General features: G+C 35.5%; 16 protein-coding genes and 3 tRNA genes. 9 read left to right on the top strand and 10 right to left on the bottom strand.

Going from position 1 to position 13,991, the window contains the following annotated elements:
* Window positions 1-36 precede the first annotated feature (36 nt).
* On the bottom strand, window positions 37-2,091 hold the full coding sequence (gene feoB / locus NZ579_05350) for a ferrous iron transport protein B (protein MCS7299364.1): 2,055 nt from the start codon (window positions 2,089-2,091) through the stop codon (window positions 37-39).
* 159 nt (window positions 2,092-2,250) lie between these two features.
* On the opposite strand from feoB, the gene rpoN reads away from it, so the two are divergent.
* Together rpoN and rsmI are read left to right on the top strand one after the other, a co-directional pair.
* Window positions 2,251-3,651: an RNA polymerase factor sigma-54 gene (gene rpoN, locus NZ579_05345; GenBank protein ID MCS7299363.1), complete on the top strand. Its 1,401-nt coding sequence runs from the start codon at window positions 2,251-2,253 to the stop codon at window positions 3,649-3,651.
* Window positions 3,648-4,301 carry a 16S rRNA (cytidine(1402)-2'-O)-methyltransferase gene (rsmI, locus tag NZ579_05340; protein MCS7299362.1) on the top strand — a complete coding sequence of 218 codons (654 nt, stop codon included), beginning with the start codon at window positions 3,648-3,650 and terminating at the stop codon, window positions 4,299-4,301. Before rpoN ends, rsmI begins: the two co-directional genes overlap by 4 nt.
* Here the strand turns inward: rsmI and NZ579_05335 are convergent.
* Window positions 4,298-4,798 carry a ferritin gene (locus NZ579_05335; protein ID MCS7299361.1) on the bottom strand — a complete coding sequence of 167 codons (501 nt, stop codon included), beginning with the start codon at window positions 4,796-4,798 and terminating at the stop codon, window positions 4,298-4,300. The genes rsmI and NZ579_05335 overlap by 4 nt on opposite strands.
* 317 nt (window positions 4,799-5,115) lie before the next feature.
* On the opposite strand from NZ579_05335, the gene NZ579_05330 reads away from it, so the two are divergent.
* The 4 genes from NZ579_05330 (at window position 5,116) to queG (ending at window position 7,481) form a co-directional block, all read left to right on the top strand.
* The gene (locus NZ579_05330; GenBank protein ID MCS7299360.1) at window positions 5,116-5,739 is read left to right on the top strand and encodes a hypothetical protein; all 624 of its coding nucleotides are present in this window, start codon (window positions 5,116-5,118) and stop codon (window positions 5,737-5,739) included.
* 158 nt (window positions 5,740-5,897) lie between these two features.
* On the top strand, window positions 5,898-6,140 hold the full coding sequence (gene rpsP / locus NZ579_05325; protein ID MCS7299359.1) for a 30S ribosomal protein S16: 243 nt from the start codon (window positions 5,898-5,900) through the stop codon (window positions 6,138-6,140).
* A 24-nt stretch (window positions 6,141-6,164) separates the two neighbouring features.
* The gene (locus NZ579_05320) at window positions 6,165-6,401 is read left to right on the top strand and encodes a KH domain-containing protein (protein MCS7299358.1); all 237 of its coding nucleotides are present in this window, start codon (window positions 6,165-6,167) and stop codon (window positions 6,399-6,401) included.
* A gap of 36 nt (window positions 6,402-6,437) precedes the next feature.
* On the top strand, window positions 6,438-7,481 hold the full coding sequence (gene queG / locus NZ579_05315; GenBank protein ID MCS7299357.1) for a tRNA epoxyqueuosine(34) reductase QueG: 1,044 nt from the start codon (window positions 6,438-6,440) through the stop codon (window positions 7,479-7,481).
* Window positions 7,482-7,493: 12 nt separating this feature from the next.
* Here queG and NZ579_05310 read toward each other — a convergent pair.
* Both NZ579_05310 and NZ579_05305 read right to left on the bottom strand, forming a co-directional pair.
* Window positions 7,494-7,567 (bottom strand) — tRNA-Pro (locus NZ579_05310).
* 4 nt (window positions 7,568-7,571) lie between these two features.
* Window positions 7,572-7,645, bottom strand: a tRNA-Val gene (locus tag NZ579_05305).
* Between the two features lie 122 nt (window positions 7,646-7,767).
* On the opposite strand from NZ579_05305, the gene NZ579_05300 reads away from it, so the two are divergent.
* Window positions 7,768-8,733 (top strand): hypothetical protein, encoded by a 966-nt coding sequence (locus NZ579_05300; GenBank protein MCS7299356.1) that lies wholly within the window; start codon window positions 7,768-7,770, stop codon window positions 8,731-8,733.
* Window position 8,734: 1 nt separating this feature from the next.
* On the opposite strand, the gene NZ579_05295 is transcribed toward NZ579_05300, so the two are convergent.
* On the bottom strand, window positions 8,735-9,982 hold the full coding sequence (locus tag NZ579_05295) for a glutamate-5-semialdehyde dehydrogenase (protein MCS7299355.1): 1,248 nt from the start codon (window positions 9,980-9,982) through the stop codon (window positions 8,735-8,737).
* A 243-nt stretch (window positions 9,983-10,225) separates the two neighbouring features.
* On the opposite strand from NZ579_05295, the gene NZ579_05290 reads away from it, so the two are divergent.
* Complete coding sequence (locus NZ579_05290; GenBank protein ID MCS7299354.1) at window positions 10,226-10,600, top strand: polymer-forming cytoskeletal protein; 375 nt, start codon at window positions 10,226-10,228, stop codon at window positions 10,598-10,600.
* A gap of 13 nt (window positions 10,601-10,613) precedes the next feature.
* On the opposite strand, the gene NZ579_05285 is transcribed toward NZ579_05290, so the two are convergent.
* From NZ579_05285 to NZ579_05265, 5 genes are all read right to left on the bottom strand, one after another.
* The gene (locus tag NZ579_05285) at window positions 10,614-11,045 is read right to left on the bottom strand and encodes a septum formation initiator family protein (GenBank protein ID MCS7299353.1); all 432 of its coding nucleotides are present in this window, start codon (window positions 11,043-11,045) and stop codon (window positions 10,614-10,616) included.
* 21 nt (window positions 11,046-11,066) lie between these two features.
* Complete coding sequence (rimM, locus tag NZ579_05280) at window positions 11,067-11,573, bottom strand: ribosome maturation factor RimM (GenBank protein MCS7299352.1); 507 nt, start codon at window positions 11,571-11,573, stop codon at window positions 11,067-11,069.
* A gap of 123 nt (window positions 11,574-11,696) precedes the next feature.
* Window positions 11,697-11,930 (bottom strand): DUF2905 family protein, encoded by a 234-nt coding sequence (locus tag NZ579_05275; GenBank protein MCS7299351.1) that lies wholly within the window; start codon window positions 11,928-11,930, stop codon window positions 11,697-11,699.
* Window positions 11,931-11,935: 5 nt separating this feature from the next.
* Window positions 11,936-12,008: transfer RNA gene (locus NZ579_05270), tRNA-Gly, on the bottom strand.
* A 64-nt stretch (window positions 12,009-12,072) separates the two neighbouring features.
* Window positions 12,073-13,326 carry a cyclic nucleotide-binding domain-containing protein gene (locus tag NZ579_05265; GenBank protein MCS7299350.1) on the bottom strand — a complete coding sequence of 418 codons (1,254 nt, stop codon included), beginning with the start codon at window positions 13,324-13,326 and terminating at the stop codon, window positions 12,073-12,075.
* A gap of 218 nt (window positions 13,327-13,544) precedes the next feature.
* Here NZ579_05265 and NZ579_05260 point away from each other — a divergent pair.
* Window positions 13,545-13,991 (top strand): hypothetical protein (locus NZ579_05260; GenBank protein ID MCS7299349.1); only part of this gene is annotated, 447 nt, incomplete at its 3' end.

The raw sequence follows: 13,991 nt of genomic DNA, 5'->3' as shown, positions 1-13,991 counted from the left end.
ATTCTAACAATCCTTTGAAAATGTAGAATACTTTTATTACTGGATTCCTAGCAACCTTCCAAAGTTATATACAATTACACTCAAAACCCATGCTAGTGAGATAGTGTAAAAGAAACTGAATACAGACCATTTCTTACCAACTTCGTTTGCTATTACAACGACGGTAGCAATACACAACATCGCAACCTGCATAAAAACCAGAAACGATATGGCTGATAAAGGAGTAAATATACTTGGTAAAACTTCTGTAATACCTTCTTCTGATACACCATAGACAGTTCCCAAAGTTCCAACCACAACTTCTCTTGCTAATATAGCAGTAAATACAGAAACTACTACTTGCCATTCACTACCGAAACCTGTTGGATAAAAGATAGGTTGAAGTGTTTTACCAATCACTCCAAGAATACTCTCTTCAGAAGCGTATTCAACTCCAGGAGGTAGAGAACCTAAAAGCCAAACTACAATAACTACCAAGGCTATTACTGTTCCTGCTTTCTTGACAAAGAGAAAACTCCTATACCATACCTCTGAAAAGAGCACCTTGAGCGAAGGTAATCTAAAGTCTGGTAATTCCATGACGAAAAGAGAATATTCACCTTTAGCAATGTTTCTTCTGAAAATTATTCCAAAGATTCCCGCTAGGACGATACCTAGAAGATACATAGCAAAAAGAACAATTCCTTGATATTCCTTAAACAATGCTGAAGTGAAAACAACGAAAACTGTAAGTCTCGCAGAGCAACTTATAAGCGGTAGAACCAGAACAGTTATTAGTCTGTCTTTGAATGAGGATAGAACTCTGGTAGCCATAATTCCCGGTATATTACAGCCGAAACCTATAAGCATAGGTAGGAATGACTTACCGTGTAGCCCAAAAGTTGTCATCATCCTATCCATCATTATCGCACTTCGTGCTAGAAAACCACTATTTTCAAGAATACCTATGAACGCAAATAAAACTACAATGTAAGGTAGGAATACTAAAACACTTCCTACACCTGATATAAGACCATCCGTTATGAAGGATACGAATATACTATTCCAAGAATACACTTCCCCAACGGATTTAACCCATTCTGAAAGTTGCGAGAAGCCTTCCTCTATCAATCCTGCCAGAGGATCTCCTATCACAAAGACGAGTTGGAATATACCAAACATAGTAGAAAGGAAAACAATAAGCCCCCATACCTTGCTAGTAAGTATTTCATCTACTTTTCTCTGGATTGTCTCTCTCCTGTTTGGAAGCTTCTGAGTGTGTTCTTTTAGGATTTTATCAATGAAATTATATTTTGAACGAACTATCGCTGCATCAATGTCGTCGTTTGAGATTGTCCTTAGATCCTTTTCAGTGTCTCTTATAACCTCAAAAACTTTGTCTTGAATCCCATTATTTAGAACTTTTGATTTTAAGATAAAGTCATTTTCCTCAAGTATTTTTACTGCTGTTCCTCGCAAACTACGAGAGGATATTATGCCCTCTTGATTAAGTATAGAAATCAGTTTAGATATACCTTTCTCAATGACACTTGGGTATTCAATGGATAGACTACTCTCGGCTTTACCATCAGATTCTAGTTTGGATATTTTATCAATGACTGCCTTCTTAAGACTTTCAACACCTTTTCTTGTTCTACCAAGTGTAGGTATAAACTTAACTCCGAAGGTTCTACTCATCGCATCAACATCTATCTTGATACCATTTTTCTTGGCAACATCAATCATGTTTAGTGCAACTATAACATTAAACCCAAGTTCAAGAAGTTCAGTAAGTAGAAATAGACTGTTGTAGAGATTTGTAGCATTAACTACTACAATCATAATATCTGGCTTTTCTTCTAGTATAAAATCTCTTGCAATCTTTTCATCTATGGATGATGCTGAAAGAGAGTAGGTTCCGGGTAGGTCAACAAATACAATTTCTTTGTTGTCATATTTTATCCGTTTCTCCTTTCTTTCAACTGTAGTCCCAGACCAATTTCCAACCTTCTCGTTAGCACCAGCAAGGTTATTAAATAATGAAGTCTTACCAACATTCGGAGCCCCTACCACCCCAACCTTATAGACTTTCCTTCCAGCAACTTCGGACATCAAAACCTCCAAGGTAATGACAATTTTATACAAGATCCAATACCGATTTCAAATAGTTTAATAAAATTAGATTATTCCAACTTTATTAGCCTTTTCTCAAGTGACAATACTGGATATTTTTTAGTAATTTAATTATGTTTGTTGTTTATAATTATTAAGATGAGAAAGAGTAATAACTTGGAACAGACATACAGATTATCTCTTAAGCAGATACCAATGAACTTACTATCGCAGACCATACAGCTCCTAGGACTTCCGCTTGCTGAGTTTGAGACAGAGATCAAACAGGAACTTGAAGATAACCCATTGCTTGAAATGGAAGAAGACACAACTTTAATTACAACTAAAAGTATTGAGTCTGGAGAGGATAGTATTGATGAAACAGATACCAATCTAGGTGAGATTAGTGATACCTATGAGATATCAAGGTTGAAGGAATTTGAGTCAACCAGTAGGAGGTCATATGAGAAAACCCAGGTATTTGAGAATAATTTTTCAACGGATGAGACGCTACAAGAACATCTTCTTTTTCAGGCAAGGCTTGACATAGCTGATGAAAGGCTATTTACTCTCGCATCCTATATTATATATGAAATTGATGATGATGGTTATTTCAAAGGCGATATAAGCACTCTGAAGAAGGTGGAAGGTTATGAATTCACTGAAGAGGAGATAGAAAAAGTTAGAGAGAGGATTAAGACTTACGATCCCGTTGGATGTGGAAGTAGAACTCTTGAAGAGAACCTAATATCCCAGCTGGAAAATTTCTACCCGAATTTACGGAATATTGATACTTATAAGAGAATTATAGAAAACGATCTAGAGCTTTTAGCCAAAGATAGTAGATTTCTATCTTCAAAATACGGTTTGTCAAAGGAAGAAGTGGAAGAATTGAGGTTGATTGTAAAATCACTCTCCCCTAAGCCAGGTGTTAATTTTTCAAAATCACCTTCCTTCATAGTCCCTGAAGCCGTGATTAGAAAAACGGATGATAGTCTAGAAGTTGAATTCAATGATAATTATATACCTAGATTGAGGATAAAGAAGGAATACATTGAGGCTGTGAAAAAATCTGGTTCAAAGGAACTTAAGGATAAGATAGTAAAAGCAAAAAGCATTATACTTGCTATTGAGTACAGAAAAAATATTCTTAGAAGCATAATAGAAAAAATTATTGAGCACCAGAGAGATTTTCTGTTAGACAAACAAAATTTCCTTAACCCTCTTCTTATAGAGGATATTGCTGGAGAGTTAGGCGTCACGATATCAACGGTTAGTAGAGCTATAAAGGACAAGTATATTCTGACACCAGTTGGTCTTGTTCCAATAAAGTATTTCTTCTCAAGGTCTGGTAAAAGTGTAATTGGTGAGGAAGTTTCTGTTGATAGGATAAAGAAACTCATAGATACACTCGTGAAAAACGAAGGAGACAAACCTTTATCTGATGATAAGATTGCTAATATCTTGAAGAATAAAGGAATAAAGATAGCTAGAAGAACCGTGACAAAATACAGAGAAAGTATGGGAATTCCACCGGCACACTTAAGAAAGAAACGATGAAAAAAATATACATTGTCTCAACTCCTATTGGAAACCTAGAGGATATAACCATAAGAGCACTGGATATACTAAAAAAGGTTGATGTTATTGTTTGTGAAAACCCAAAGCACCACCTCAAACTACTCAATCACTATGGTATAAGGGGGAAAAGACTTATAAAGATTACCTCTGCGAATGAAGCCAACAGTGTTAATGGAATTTTGAAACTTATTGAAGACGGTAAAGAAGTTGCTATAGTTTCAGATGCTGGAACACCAGGTTTATCCGATCCCGGCAGTATCTTGGTTAGAGAATTAACTAAAAGAGGTGTCAAGTGTATCCCTATACCAGGTCCTTCTGCTTTAACCTCTGCGATTTCCGTATCTCCTATTCCAATGAGTAAGTTTATATTCTATGGTTTTATCCCTAAAAGTCAAAAGAAAGTTGAGAAAGTAGTTCAAGATTTGAGTAAGTATGGATTTCCAGTAATATTCTTCATACCCCCCGAAAGAGTAAAAACGTTTGTAAATGTTGTTTGTAGTAAATACCCACACTCTGAGATAGTATTATTTCGTGAGATTACTAAATTAAATGAAGAAGTAATATATGGTAATCCTTGTAATCTAGAATTTGAGGATAAGGGAGAGTTTGTTGTGGTAGTTAAGTTTTAGTCCTCTTCATCTTCTCTTTCCGATAGTATTCTGTCAAGTTGAAGTAGTGCTCCAACGTGTTTTTCAACCATCCTAACTTTTCTAAGTAAGTCGTAGGAATTTTTCTCTTCCTCAACCTGTTCTTCTACAAACCACTGTAGAAAATTTTCTGTTGCCTTGTCGTCAATCTTCTGTGCTAAGTTCACAAGTTCGTGTATCTTGTTTGTTATGTATTTCTCATGCTCGTAGGCAGACTCTGCTGCGTGTAGTATAGAGTCCCAAGTGTGTGGGGGTTCTTTCAGTCCAAAGAGTTTTACTACACCATTTTGTGATATTATATAATTGTAAATCTTCATAGCATGCTTGAGTTCTTCTTTTGCTTGTATCATCATCCATTTTGAAAAGCCAGAGAGTCCCTGTTGTTCAAAATAAGCACTCATTGAGAGATACAAGTACGATGAGTATAATTCCTCGTTTATCTGCCTATTTAGCGCATCTTCCATCTCTCTCTTTAGCATACAATCCTCCTGTAAATGCTACAATATAAACAAAAACTTTTTGCTATGTCAAATTTGGTATTATCTTGTTCTTTTATTGATTTTGTCATCCTACCAGCAGCATATAATCCACAATTAGGTGAAGTTTATATTGTGGTTGAGTAAATGTTTTTTTATTGAGCATCCAAAAGGCTTACAAAGAAGTAAAACTAATACTATCCTAGAACTAAAAGTAATCAAGCAAAGAGTCCAGAGTTTTGAATATTCAACTAGTTGAATTCAACAAGTGATGTTTTGTTTTCTTGAGTGTTTTTGATGTCTTATTTATAATGAACTTTGTGAGAAGGATATTGATATTGGTTACCATTATATCTTTTCTTTCAAGTTGTGCACCATCGGTGGGTAGAAAGGTTGTTGAGAGTGGTAAGTTTGAGATTGAACTGACAGTAGGAGGAGCTTTCTTCTACTACACTTCCATTCCACTACCATTGCCTAATGTTGGTTTAGGTGTAAGGTATGGGGTTATTGATAGATTTAATATTGGAGGTAGGGTATATCCTCTATCTACACTTTTTGGTTCGCTTCTGTTTGAAACTTATATAGTTGGAGAGGTTTATGAAAGTAGTGATACTTATATCCCATCTATAAATGTATATTCTTTACTAAACTATCTAGCTTTTTTAGGATATTTTGATATGACTTTCTATCCACTAGTCGGAACTGTTGGTGTATGGAAGTTTGGTTGGGGTAGTGTTTATGTTCCTCTTGAAGTGTCTTTTGATTTCTACTCTCAAAGAAGACCAGTCAAGTTTAACCTCGGAGTTGGTTTAGACTTCTTTGTAACAGACAATTTTGGTATCTCTGCCGAACTTAGAGTAAATAGTATAGGGAACATATATTTACCTTTAGGCAACATGGTAGGAGTTCCTGTATTTTTTGTATCCACTCACTATAGGTTCTAGCTTTTGTTAAGTTGTCCGAATGTTTTTGACGTTAGAAATTTGAGTTAGTATGTTCTATGAAACTTGTAAAACGATGAAAAACAGATCGGAAATTTTTACTTAATTTGATTAGATTTTTAAGGTATTTTTATAATTTCACTTAAAGTTTAGAGGTCTATATGGTTAGAATAAGGCTTATGAGGTTTGGTGCTAAGCACAGACCTTACTATAGGATAGTTGTTGTTGACTCAAGGAAAAGAAGAGATGGTGCTTATGTTGAGAGTCTCGGACATTATGCACCTATGGAAGGGAAAAAACTTTATATAAATCAGGAGAGATATAATTACTGGATTTCAGTTGGTGCTCAACCTTCCGAAACGGTTGGAAAGTTATACAAGCGGTTTTCGTCTTCTTTGAAGTAGAAAAATTTTTAGGAGAGGTGGTTTATGAAGGAAAAGGATCTTGTTGAACAGATTGTAAAATCACTAGTTGATTACCCTGAAGATATTTCTCTCAAGGTTGTTGAGGGTGAAAAATCTACCATCCTTGAACTTAAAGTTAGGAGTGAGGATATAGGTAAGATTATAGGAAAGAAGGGTAGAATTGCAAAGGCTGTAAGAACTATTGTAAGTGCAGTTGCTGTCAAGAACGGAAGAAGAGTTATTCTTGAGATACTTGACTAATTTTTCTCTCCCGAGCTACCGCTCGGGATTCTTTAAATGAAGGAATTAATAAAAAGTATTGCCCTTGATGTTGGTTTTGATATAGTCTCTTTTGTTGAACCTTATTCAATTTCAAAAGACCCTGACTTAATTACTAGCTACCAAACTTGGATATCAAAGTCTCTCAATGGTGATATGAAATACCTTGAAGAACACAGATTGAAAAAGTTTGACGCGACTCTGATTGAAAACTGGGTTAGAACAGTTATACTTGTTGGTGCTAGTTATTTCAATTCTTCTTACTTTGAGAGACCTTCTGAAGAGTTTGGTAGAGTATCAATGTATGCTTGGGGGTATGACTATCATTTTGTAATTAGAGAAATGCTCAATGAGTTTGTGGAGAGACTGAAGAGGGAGATAAAAAAAGAGTTCAAGTATAGAGTTTTTTCTGATGCTACTCCTTTGTATGAAAGAGGTTTTGCGGTTGCTGGAGGGTTTGGCTTTCAGGGCAAGAATACCTGCGTGATAAATTCCAAACTTGGTTCATTCTTTTTTATAGGAGAGGTTTTAACTGATCTTGAGATTGAGTATGATGATAGAATTAAATTCAAGGGATGTGGTAGCTGCTCTAGGTGTATAACTGCTTGTCCAACAGGAGCGTTAATGAGTTCTGGTTATGTCCTTGATGCCAGAAAGTGCATATCTTACCTTACTATTGAATACAGAAGAGTGATACCCGATGATTTAGCAGTTTTGATTGGTGATTGGATTTTCGGATGCGATGTATGTCAAGAAGTGTGTCCATTTAACAAGATCCTTTACCTTAAGAAGTTTGTAACGAGAATAAAGAAATTTAATACCGAGATAACTCCTTTCCTCAACCTAAAATACGTTATGTCAATACCCAGTGGTAATCAGTTTAAGAAGGCTTTCAAGGGTAAAGCGTTCTTAAGAGCAGGTAGAAGGGGGATGGTTAGAAATGCGATAATAGTTGCAGTCAACAACGGTGCTAAAAGTTTAAGGGATACCATAAATAAGTTAGTGGAAGACAAAGACGAAATTGTTGCGAGGACTGCTAAGTGGGCTTCTGATAGGATATGAGTTTGATATATGTCGGGATGACTGGATTTGAACCAGCGACCCCACCCACCCCAAGGGTGTGCGCTACCAGGCTGCGCTACATCCCGACCTTGGGCGGTAGAGGATTCGAACCTCTGACCTCCACTGCGTCAAAGTGGCGCTCTAACCAACTGAGCTAACCGCCCCCTTGCTGAACTGGTTTCAAAAATTATAAAAATCTATACATTATAAATTCAATAAAAAACTCTGTATTAACAAAAAGGTCTAAAATTTGAAAGATAAATAGATAATTACGATATAATATACTATGAGAGGATATGTAATGGACATATACATAATGGGGAACAAGATTGACTATAGCATTGACAACGAAAGAACTATAAAGGATGTTGTTGAGAATATAGCAGAAATAGTTAGTAGCTATGGACACTCAATAACAGAATTGAGGATTGACGGCAAGCCTTTTAGTGTTGATGACCCATTACTTGAAAGAATTGAGATAAAAGCAGTTTCAAATCTTGAAGTTGAGACAGCGTCGTATTTTGAAATATCAACATCTCTCTTACACTCTCTTATACCTTACACTCAAAACCTTAGAAAACACATCAAAGAAGGAAATATTGATTTTGGAACTTTTGATCAAGCAAGATCTTGGATAATAGAAGTATTAATAACTTCAATCAATATACTCTTCATATTTTCTCCTAAGTCCGAATACGTGTTGCGAAGAAATGAAATAGTTAATTTTATATCTAACTTCACCTATAATGAACTCCAAAATGATACTAAGAAAAGTGAGTTTATGAATAAATTAGACGAACTTGAAACACTCTTGAACGACATAACTAAAGTTCTTGATAGGATATCCCAGGAAGGCAATCTTTTCTTTGATACAACTATAGATAATGATCTATCAAACATCTTAAGGTTAATTGACGACATTCCTTTAAAACTTCAGACAGGAAACGACGAAGAAGCTCTAAAGGAAATATACGAATTCTCAGAAATATTTATAAGTCTCATTGAGTTCTTGAGATATGTAATCACATCGTCTGGTAGCAAATTATTTTCTGACTATCTACAATCATTTGATTTTTCAAAATTTGGCAGTATAAATAGCATAATAGAATCACTAATTGGTAGTGTGCAAAAACGTGATTTCGTTTCAGCGAGTGACTTAATTTCATACGAGTTAAAACCACTTGTTGAAGAATTGAATAGTTTCATAGCAAACATGAGAGACAAGGCTTTCAAACAAATTTCAGAGAACTAATCTACTCCCTTACTTGACCATTCCCATATACAATCCACTTGTCTGATGTTAGTTCAATTAATCCCATAGGTCCTCTTGCGTGTAGCTTGTGTGTGCTAATCCCAATTTCAGCACCAAGTCCAAACTCACCTCCATCTGTAAATCTTGTTGATGCGTTAACCATAACTGTTGAAGAATCAACTTTGGATAGGAACTTATTCGCCTCAAAATAATCACTAGTTACTATAGATTCGGTATGTCCTGATCCATATTTTTTTATGTGTGCTATTGCTTCATCGGTGCTATCTACAATCTTTACATTCATAATATAGTCAAGGTATTCGTTATAGTAATCTTCTTCTCTTGCCTCCTCTACTGAAACTATCTCTAGGGTTCGCCTACATCCTTTGAGTTTTACATTCTTTTTTATCAGTGCTTCAAGTAGTTCCTTTTTGTAAGGGTAATCTTTGTGTATAAGTAATGTTTCTGCTGCATTACATACTGATGGTCTTTGTGTTTTTGCGTTTATAGTGATCCTTTCTGCCATCTCCTTATCTGCACTCTTATCAACATACACATGACATACGCCTTTCTCTTGCCTCAAGACAGGTATCTTGGATTTTTCAACTACGCTTCTTATAAGTCCCTCTCCACCTCTTGGTATTACCAAATCTATGTAGGAATCAATCTTCAGTAGTTCATCAACAACTTCGTGTTCTACTCTATCAACATACTGGATAGCATTCTTTGGCAGCCCTGCGTCTTCTATCGCTTTTGATATGAGTTTTGAAAGAGCAATATTTGTGTTATATGCCTCGCTTCCACCTCTTAGAATACCTGTATTGCCACTCTTTAGAATTAGTGTTGCTGCATCTACAGTTACATTAGGTCTTGCTTCGTATATCATAAGGATAGTTCCTATTGGAACTTTAATCTTATTAACTATCATTCCGTTAGGTCTTCTAGAACTATACACCACCTTACCAACAGGGTCATCAAGAAGTATAACATTCTGTATAGCGTCAACTATACCATCTATCCTCTTCTCATTCAAGACAACTCTATCAATGAGTGCTTCAGACCTACCTTTGCTTCTAGTGAATTCAATATCTTTCTTATTTTCCTCTATCAAAAAGTCCTTATTCTCTCTTATCTGCTTCGCTATTAACGATAGAGCATAGTTTTTCTGACTAGTGGGTGATGTTGAGATAATCTCAAATGCTTCTTTTGATTTTCTAGCAATATCTTCGCAGTATTCTTTTATACCCATTGATAGCCTCCATTCACAAATTTTATACGAGTATCATATTAATTTTCTTCTTAAGTTTCAGAAGGGAATAAACTAGTAAATTACAAAGTTGGTTAGAATAAAATCTTGTTAGAAGTTATATTAGATTACTAATGACTTTAAAAGTTCTAGAAGAAAGTCTTGAATTCCATCAGACTTGAATTAGTAAATTGAAATAAGCTGGGTAAATCTTTGATAATGAAGTTCAAGTTTGGAGGTTTAGGTATGCCGAAGGAGCATGTTATTGACGAGAAGAATATTAACACAGTTTTAGCAGAAGATATATCTTTCAAGGGTATTCTAAAGTTTTCAACATCTCTTATGATAAAGGGAACTTTTGAGGGTGAGATTGATGCTACAGGACATCTAGTTGTAGGACCTAAAGCGGTAGTCAAAGCACAGATAAAAGCTGCGAACATAACAAACTACGGTGAAATCATAGGTAATGTTGAAGCAACAGACAAACTTGAGATGATAAGTGGTGCTAGACTGACAGGTGATATAAAAACACCAGACCTATACATAGAATCGGGATGCATCTTCAACGGAAACTGTTCAATGCCTTCAAAAACACCTACTACACCACCAACCCAAAAATAACAATCTACAAAACTTATCTCCAAAAAATATCAAGGATCATTCTAAAACCTATAACTGCGAAAATCACCAGTTGAAAAACTACAAGAGCTATCAGAAATGTTAATATGTTGTTTGTGTCTTTCTGATATTTTGAGTCTATCAATAATCTATCACTGGTATTCTTTTCAAACCTAAATACATACTCACCTTCATCAACTTCAAATCCTAGTCCTTTTACTACAGATTTACGATAGTTTTCGTCACTCTTAAGCTTCTTAATCTGCTCAGATTTTTCATTATTAAGTCTTTCCATCTTTAATACCTCTTCCCTAAGCTGAGATATCTCCTCCCCTTTTTGGATCGTATCCATCACTCCTCCTCTTGAGAAGATGAAAGAAGTAAGAAGTATCACAAATATGGTTGATAAAACGATTGTAAATATTATAGGTGCATTGTCTCTGTTCATATATGAATATTCGGCATTAAATTACTTAAGATACTCTTTTTCATTTGAAAATACTTCAGTTAATATTATACTCTTACTGCGAATATCTACCTTTCTAACATACCTACTAGAAAGAGGTATGATGTAATCTAAAAACTCTAGAAAATAATTCTTTCCATCAGTAAGAACTCGCTTTAAAGTGCCTATTTCTTTTCCATCACTCTCGTATATTGTGCTACCTTCAAGATCTGCTATATAAAACTGGTCTTCTCTCAACTTTGGTAGGTTTTGATAAGGAGTAAAAATAATTTTGCCCTTCAGGTGATCAACTAGTTGAGGGTTGAAATCTTCAACATAATAGACTACGTAATTAGAACCCACAAAATCAACTTTAAGTTTGATCCTCTTGTATCCAGTCATCGTCTTAAGATAATATTCACTTATTCTCAACATTTCTTCAATAGTATCCAAAAGTGGTTCAACCTTAACCTGATTTTCAAGCTTGAACCTACCTAAAATTCTACCAACCTCTACATACCTTTCTTCCATCGCTATAATTTTATAAGTTTAAGTAATTGCTAATTACAAGTTTGCCATACACAGAATTATCCTACTACCAATTAGTTTTTTAATTCACAAGAACTTCCTTGAATAGATATGGATTAGATTCTATTATTGTTTTCTAAATACTGAAAATATCAGAAAGAACAGTATTGATAGTATGATACTAATGACTATACTCGTTACAATCGGGAAGAAGAAGATGAAGTTATCTTTCTGTATGAATATATCTCCTGGAAGCCCTTTGAACTGGTTGAACTGAACTCTATCAAGAAGCGAGAGAATGATACCTATAACAAGAATAACAATTCCTGTTACAATTAGAACCTTCGCTATCTCTGTCATCTATGAGCGGGAAACGGGACTTGAACCCGCGACCTCTTCCTTGGCAAGGAAGCGCTCTACCAACTGAGCTATTCCCGCTAGTATATAAAATTATACAAAACCTTACCCTAATAATTCAAATTCACTAATTTGAGAATATCCTTCACTGTTTGTTCTGTTGTAACCTACTAAGCTGTATCTTGAGATCCATAAGCAGTTTCTTCTTGTAGAAGGTAACATCCTTTAAAAGTTTATCTAGGTCATTTACTACTATCTTACCATCAGCTGATATACTTATGTTCTTATCAGAATCTAATATTGACTTTATGTATTTCTTACCTTCATCAATGTTGTAGCCAAGAAACTTTATAAGGTCTTCAACGGAGAAGTTGAGTTTGTATGATTCTTTGGGTTTTATTGTGATTCTATTCTTCTCAATCTGTATCATTATAGCATCGTATATCCTAGCATTTGCTTCTTTGAGTGCTATGTTAGCGAGTTGTCTGTATATAGCCCATATTCTATCACTTAAGAGTTCTATTATTCTGGTTGCTATTTCTGGTCTGGTATGAACCATAGCCTCAAAATTCTCTCGCTTCACATACATAAGCTCGGTTTCACCTACTGCGGTAGCAGTAGCACTTCTAGGCTTATTCTCAAGTATTGACATCTCTCCAAATATATCACCCTCCTTGAGAACAGCAAGCAAAACTTCATTACCATTAACGAACTTTGTTATTCTAACATTACCTTTGAGTATTACATAGGCCTTGTCTCCATACTCATGCTCACAAAATACAACTTGATTATCATGATACCTCTCAATTGACTTTTGCGGGTCTATATCAGGTTCAGCCATCGCTATAATTGGGTCTATTGAAGCAAGCTTCATCTTAGCAACAGATACATAACCTCCATCAGGACAGTATTCTATATACTTTTTGTATGCGTATGCCGCTTGCTCTTGCATTTTTTTTGAGTAATAGAATTCTGCTATGTTAAATAACTGATAAGGGTCTTCTTCAGTATGTGATTTAAAAGTAAGCTTAGTAAGCGTTGTATCATACTCTCTAAGTTTTTGACTGAAAAATCTCAATATTTTCACTGCTATTGGAGCACTCTTTTGTATCAAGTCTCCAAACTGCGACCTGTGAATGCACAGTAGAGATGTATCTTCCAAAGACACAACGGTTTCCATATTACTCCTTTTACTCATGCACGATACAACACCGAAAAAATCCCCCTTATTCAGAGAAACACCATCCTTACTCCCTCTTATTATTGGGTCTATAGTCTCAAATACCTGAACTCTCCCACTTTGGATAATATAAAACTCTTCAGGAATTTTATCTCCTTCTATCATTATGTAACTTCCGGGCTTATATTTTGCTACCTTAAAAGTTATTGATTCACTCATACATTTAACTACGAAAGCAATTATAAATAATATATTCTTTACTAACAACTATACCAAGTCTTTGACGGTAGTCTAAAATTTTTATTGATGCTTAATAATGTGGATAAGAAGTTGATGGATAACCAAATGATTAGGAATGGTTTCTAAAATTTTTTGCAAAAAATCACTACTTGACAAGTATATTTATATAGAAGCGAAAAATATTCAAGGAGGTATGTATGTTGAGAGTAGCGACAATCTTGATTCTGAGTTTGTCTGTTGCAAGCCTGTTGCTGTCCTGCTCGCCATCTCCAGAGGGCAACCAGGCTGGTGGTTCAAGTCGAGGTCCAGGTGGAGGTCCAGGTGGAGGTCCAGGAACTCAACAAGAGGTGTTTGACAACCCAGTGTATGTCTCACCAAGCGGCGACGATGCCAACGACGGCTTGTCAAAGGATAGGCCTGTCAAAACTATTCAAGTAGCAATACAGAAGGCTGTAGCAACCAACAGACAGAACATCTTGATACAGTCAGGTGTGTATTCAGTCGGTAGTGGTTTGAACGACAGTGGTAGCGGTGTTGTGATATCCAACAACAACATAAGGCTGATAGGAGGATGGAATAGTGCTTTTAGTTCGGTTGTTGGATACAGTGAGTTGGATGGCGGAGGAAGTTTGACACACATCATA

This window comes from Spirochaetota bacterium (genome assembly GCA_025061835.1).
Lineage (GTDB): Bacteria > Spirochaetota > Brevinematia > DTOW01 > DTOW01 > SKYB106.
The sequence above is the reverse complement of the archived record's forward strand: the minus strand, read 5'-3'. Positions and strand labels throughout refer to the sequence as shown.

Coding starts and splice junctions, on each gene's coding strand:
- feoB (MCS7299364.1), bottom strand. CDS start 2,091: ATGTCCGAAGTTGCTGGAAGGAAAGTCTATAAGGTTGGGGTGGTAGGG.
- rpoN (MCS7299363.1), top strand. CDS start 2,251: ATGAGAAAGAGTAATAACTTGGAACAGACATACAGATTATCTCTTAAG.
- rsmI (MCS7299362.1), top strand. CDS start 3,648: ATGAAAAAAATATACATTGTCTCAACTCCTATTGGAAACCTAGAGGAT.
- NZ579_05335 (MCS7299361.1), bottom strand. CDS start 4,798: ATGCTAAAGAGAGAGATGGAAGATGCGCTAAATAGGCAGATAAACGAG.
- rpsP (MCS7299359.1), top strand. CDS start 5,898: ATGGTTAGAATAAGGCTTATGAGGTTTGGTGCTAAGCACAGACCTTAC.
- NZ579_05320 (MCS7299358.1), top strand. CDS start 6,165: ATGAAGGAAAAGGATCTTGTTGAACAGATTGTAAAATCACTAGTTGAT.
- queG (MCS7299357.1), top strand. CDS start 6,438: ATGAAGGAATTAATAAAAAGTATTGCCCTTGATGTTGGTTTTGATATA.
- NZ579_05300 (MCS7299356.1), top strand. CDS start 7,768: ATGAGAGGATATGTAATGGACATATACATAATGGGGAACAAGATTGAC.
- NZ579_05295 (MCS7299355.1), bottom strand. CDS start 9,982: ATGGGTATAAAAGAATACTGCGAAGATATTGCTAGAAAATCAAAAGAA.
- NZ579_05290 (MCS7299354.1), top strand. CDS start 10,226: ATGCCGAAGGAGCATGTTATTGACGAGAAGAATATTAACACAGTTTTA.
- NZ579_05285 (MCS7299353.1), bottom strand. CDS start 11,045: ATGAACAGAGACAATGCACCTATAATATTTACAATCGTTTTATCAACC.
- rimM (MCS7299352.1), bottom strand. CDS start 11,573: ATGGAAGAAAGGTATGTAGAGGTTGGTAGAATTTTAGGTAGGTTCAAG.
- NZ579_05275 (MCS7299351.1), bottom strand. CDS start 11,930: ATGACAGAGATAGCGAAGGTTCTAATTGTAACAGGAATTGTTATTCTT.
- NZ579_05265 (MCS7299350.1), bottom strand. CDS start 13,326: ATGAGTGAATCAATAACTTTTAAGGTAGCAAAATATAAGCCCGGAAGT.